General features: G+C 72.0%; 3 protein-coding genes. 2 read left to right on the top strand and 1 reads right to left on the bottom strand.

Annotated elements, in window-relative coordinates:
- On the top strand, positions 1-1,360 hold a 1,360-nt coding region (locus tag AB0G02_RS30165), incomplete at its 5' end, for an aromatic amino acid ammonia-lyase (RefSeq protein WP_360800604.1).
- 120 nt (positions 1,361-1,480) lie between these two features.
- Entirely contained in the window at positions 1,481-3,445 is a 1,965-nt protein-coding gene (locus AB0G02_RS30170; protein WP_360800607.1) for an endo-1,4-beta-xylanase, read from the top strand.
- Position 3,446: 1 nt separating this feature from the next.
- Here AB0G02_RS30170 and AB0G02_RS30175 read toward each other — a convergent pair whose 3' ends face one another.
- Positions 3,447-3,962, bottom strand: a complete 516-nt coding sequence (locus AB0G02_RS30175; protein ID WP_360800610.1) for a hypothetical protein — start codon at positions 3,960-3,962, stop codon at positions 3,447-3,449.
- Positions 3,963-4,232: the final 270 nt, after the last annotated feature.

Raw genomic sequence — 4,232 nt, forward strand, 5'->3', positions numbered from 1 at the left:
GCGGGTGCTGCGCTCGCACGCCGCCGGCGTCGGTCCCGCGCTGTCCGACCGGGTGGCCCGGCTGGCGCTGGTGCTGCGCGCGAACACGATGGCGCGCGCCGCGATGGGCGTGCGGCCGGAGTTCGTCGACCGGATCCTCGACCTGGTCAACGCCGGGGTGACGCCCCGGATGCCGGAGATCGGCTCGCTGGGCACGGGGGACCTCCAGCCGATGGCCGCGGCGGGGCTGGTGCTCACCGGCGAACCCGCGCCCGCCCGCTTCCGGGGCCAGGAGGGGCCCGCGCCGGACGTCCTCGCACGGGCCGGGCTGGCGCCGGGCTTCCAGCTGGAACAGGGTGAGGCCCTGCCGCTCATCAGCGGCGGCAGCGTGCTGACCGCCCGGTACGTCGACGCCGTCGTGAGGGCCGAACGGCTGCTGGACACCTACGACGGCGCGTTCGCGCTGTTCCTGGAGGCGACCAGGGCCGAGCAGGGCGCGTTCGACGCGCGCACCCACGACGAGCGCCGCATCCCGGCCGAGGTCGAGGCGGCCCGGGTGACCCGGGCGCTGGTCTGCGGCACCGGCTGGATGACCGAGGAGGGGCGCAAGGCGGCCGGTGAGGACAGCCCGCGCATCCAGGACGCGGTGTCGGTGCGCGCCACCCCGCACATCGTCGGGGCGCTCCGGCAACGGCTGGCGGACGCCCGCGGTCACATCGAGCGCGAGGCGAACGCCTCGACGTCCAACCCGCTGGTGTTCGGCAAGGCGGGCGGCGGCTACGAGTTCGTCATGGGCGGCAACTGGGACGCCGCACTGCTCGGCCACGAGATCGACTCGCTCAACGCGCAGGTCGCGGACCTCGGGGTGCTCTCGCAGGAGCTGTCCGGCCGGCTGCTGGCGGACAAGTGGAGCTACCACCTGCCCGCCAACCTCGCCGGTGGGGAGATCGGCCTGAACTCCGGCATGGTGCAGGTGCAGACCGTGGCCGTGGCGCTGGTGCCGGAGATGCAGCAGCTGGCCACGCCCGCCGGCACCCTGTCCCGCCCGGCGAAGTTCGGGCAGGAGGACCACAACACCATGGCGATGGCCTCGGTGCGCGCCCTGCACGCCAACCTGGACCGGCTGGAGACGGTGCTGGCCGTGCAGGTCCTGATGGCCGCCCAGGGCATCGACCTGATCAAGGGCAAGATGGCCGCCTTCCCGCTGGGTGCGGGCACGGACCGGCTGCACCGGGCGGTGCGCCGGCACGTCGCGGCCCTGGCCGACGACCGGTACCTGACGCCCGACCTGGAGAAGGCGATCGACCTCGTCCGCAGCGGTGAGCTGAGCCGTGAGGTCCGCGCGGCCCTCGCGCCGGACCAGAACCGGTGCGCCGCCTAGTGCCGGCCCGGGCGGTTTGGGCTGAACGGCGGCCGGCCGTCGTCGGAGGTGGCTGCCTATAGTCCGGCGAGATGTTCTGGGAGCGCTCCCAGAAGTCACTCGACGGAAGAGGGATTCTCGATGAGGAGAGTTCTCGCCGGTGTGCTCGCGACCTCGGTCGTGGCCGGCCTGGTCACGTTGGCGGCGCACGCGAGCCCGCGCGCCGCCGCCGATGAACCCGTGGTCGTCGTCTCCAGCACGTTCGACGACGGCACGGCGCAGGGCTGGACGGCCCGCGGCGGCGAAGTCGTGGCGCCGAGCACCGCCGCCGCCCACAGCGGCACGCACAGCCTCGCCGTCACCGGCCGGACGCAGACCTGGGAAGGCCCGACACTGAGCCTGCTCGACAAGGTGCAGAAGGGCACCCGCTACGACTTCTCGGTGTGGGTGCGCCTGGCGGCGGGCGAGTCGGCCACGCAGGCCCGGCTGTCCGTCGAACGCCACACCGCCGGCACACCGAGCTACGAGACGGTCGTGGGCGACACTGCGGTCACCGCGAACGGCTGGGTGAACCTCCGCGGCAGCTACACCCTCGCCGCGGACGTCGACTTCCTCACCACCTACGTCGAGGTGGGCGGTGCCACCACGGCCCTGCTCATCGATGACTTCGCGCTGTCCTACACGCCGTTGCCGCCGATCCAGACCGACATCCCGTCGGTGAAGGACGTGCTGGCCGACCACTTCGCCGTGGGCGCCGCCGTCGAGGGCGCGCAGCTGCTCGACAACCACGGCCAGCTCCTGGCCAAGCACTTCAACTCGGTCACCGTGGGCAACGCGCTGAAGTGGGACGCCACCGAGCCCACCGAGGGCGCGTTCCGCTACACCGACGCCGAGGCCATCGTCGCCTGGGCCAAGGCCAACGGCTCGGCGGTGCGCGGGCACACGCTGGTCTGGCACCAGCAGACCCCGGCGTGGGTGTTCCAGGACGCCGCGGGCAACGACCTGACCGCCACGCCGGAGGCCAAGGCGCTGCTGCTGGCCCGCCTGGAAGCGCACATCCGCGCCGTCGTCGGCCACTTCGGCGACGACATCCGGGTGTGGGACGTGGTCAACGAGGTCATCGACGAGAACCAGGCCGACGGCCTGCGCCGCAGCAAGTGGTTCGAGATCACCGGGCTGGACTACCTGCGGACCGCGTTCCGGGTGGCCCGCGAGGTGGCGCCGCACGCGCAGCTCGTGATCAACGACTACAACACCAACGTCCCGGCCAAGCGGGACAAGCTCTACGACCTGGTCGTGGCGCTGCGCGCCGAAGGTGTGCCGATCGACGCGGTGGGCCACCAGATGCACGTCAACGTGCAGTGGCCCTCGCTCGCGGAGACCGAGGCGATGCTGGCGAAGTTCGTGCCGCTGGGCGTGGACCAGCAGATCACCGAGATGGACATCTCCCTCTACACCGACAGCAGCCAGTCCTACCCGACACCGCCCGCGGACCTGTTGCTCACGCAGGCCTACCGGTACCGCGACTTCTTCGCGCTGTACAAGAAGTACTCCGACCACATCAGCTCGGTGACGCTGTGGGGCCTGGCGGACGACAGCACCTGGCTGGACAGCTTCCCGGTCACGCGCAAGGACCACCCGTTGCTGTTCGACACGCGGTTGCAGGCCAAGGACGCGTACTGGGGTGTGGTGGACCCGAGCCGGATCGGCGGCACGACCACCACGACCACGACCACCACGACGACAACCACGACCACGACCACTACCACCACCACGACTCCGCCTCCGGCGTCGTGCGCCGTCGCGTACACGGTCGGCAGCCAGTGGCAGGGCGGTTTCCAGGGCGAGGTGCGGGTCACCAACCGCGGCACCGCGGCGGTCAACCCGTGGACGGTGGCGTGGTCCTTCGCGGACGGTCAGCGCATCACCCAGCTCTGGAACGGCGTCCACACCCAGGACGGCGCGGCCGTGAGCGTGCGCAACGCGTCCTGGAACGGGATGCTCCCGCCGGGCGGCTCGGTGTCGTTCGGGTTCCTCGCGAGCTGGGCGGGCAAGAACGGCAAGCCGACCGCGTTCACCCTGAACGGGGCCGCCTGCCAGGGCTGAGTCAGTCCTCGACCACCTTGTAGTAGCGCAACGGCGTGTAGGTGTTCGCCGTGTCCGCCGTCCACTTCCGCTCCACGGGAGGCTCGCCGTCGGGGCCGGTCTGCTCGCGCACGACCGGCTCCGACTTCGCCTCGTCCGCCCACCGCACGAACAGCGCCGCGTGGTTCGCGTTCACCAGGGCGTCGCCGGGGCGCAGGTCGGCGCGCGGCACCTCGGTGGCGACGTCGCGCAACGTCGTCGTGGTGCGGGAGTGCGTCAGGCCCCACGCCATCGACACGTAACCGGAGCAGTCGGTGCGGTAGTCGCCGTAGTCGTTGCGGTGGCAGGCTTGCTGGCTGTAGGGCACCTGATCGTCCAACCAGGACCGTGATCTGGTCTGCGTCTCGTCGCGCGAGGTCGCGCGGTCCTCCGCGGTGGTGCCGCAGGTGATCAACGCGTCCGGATCGCCGGCCGCGTGCGCCGGCGCCTGGAACGCCGCCGTGCAGGCGAGCACGGCGATCAGGGTGCGGGTGCTCATCGGACCCCCTCGGGTCGAGGTGTGGCCGCGGGCTCGCCCCGTCCGCGGCGTCGACAGCACGGGGTTTCCCGGTGAGCGCGCCGGAGTAGCGCCGAACCACTCGGCCGGGTGGCGTGCCGGGCGACGCCGTTTCACCCGGAGCGGCGGGGGTAGTCGGACCCTGGTCACAGCCGAGGTCGGAGGGAAACCGGGATGCGGGTCGTCGTGGTCGTCGCCGTGCTGTGCGTCGCGGTGGGGTGCGGTGACGGCTCGGGATCGGCCGGGTCGGGT

It is taken from the genome of Actinosynnema sp. NPDC023658, assembly GCF_040639995.1.
Lineage (GTDB): Bacteria > Actinomycetota > Actinomycetes > Mycobacteriales > Pseudonocardiaceae > Actinosynnema.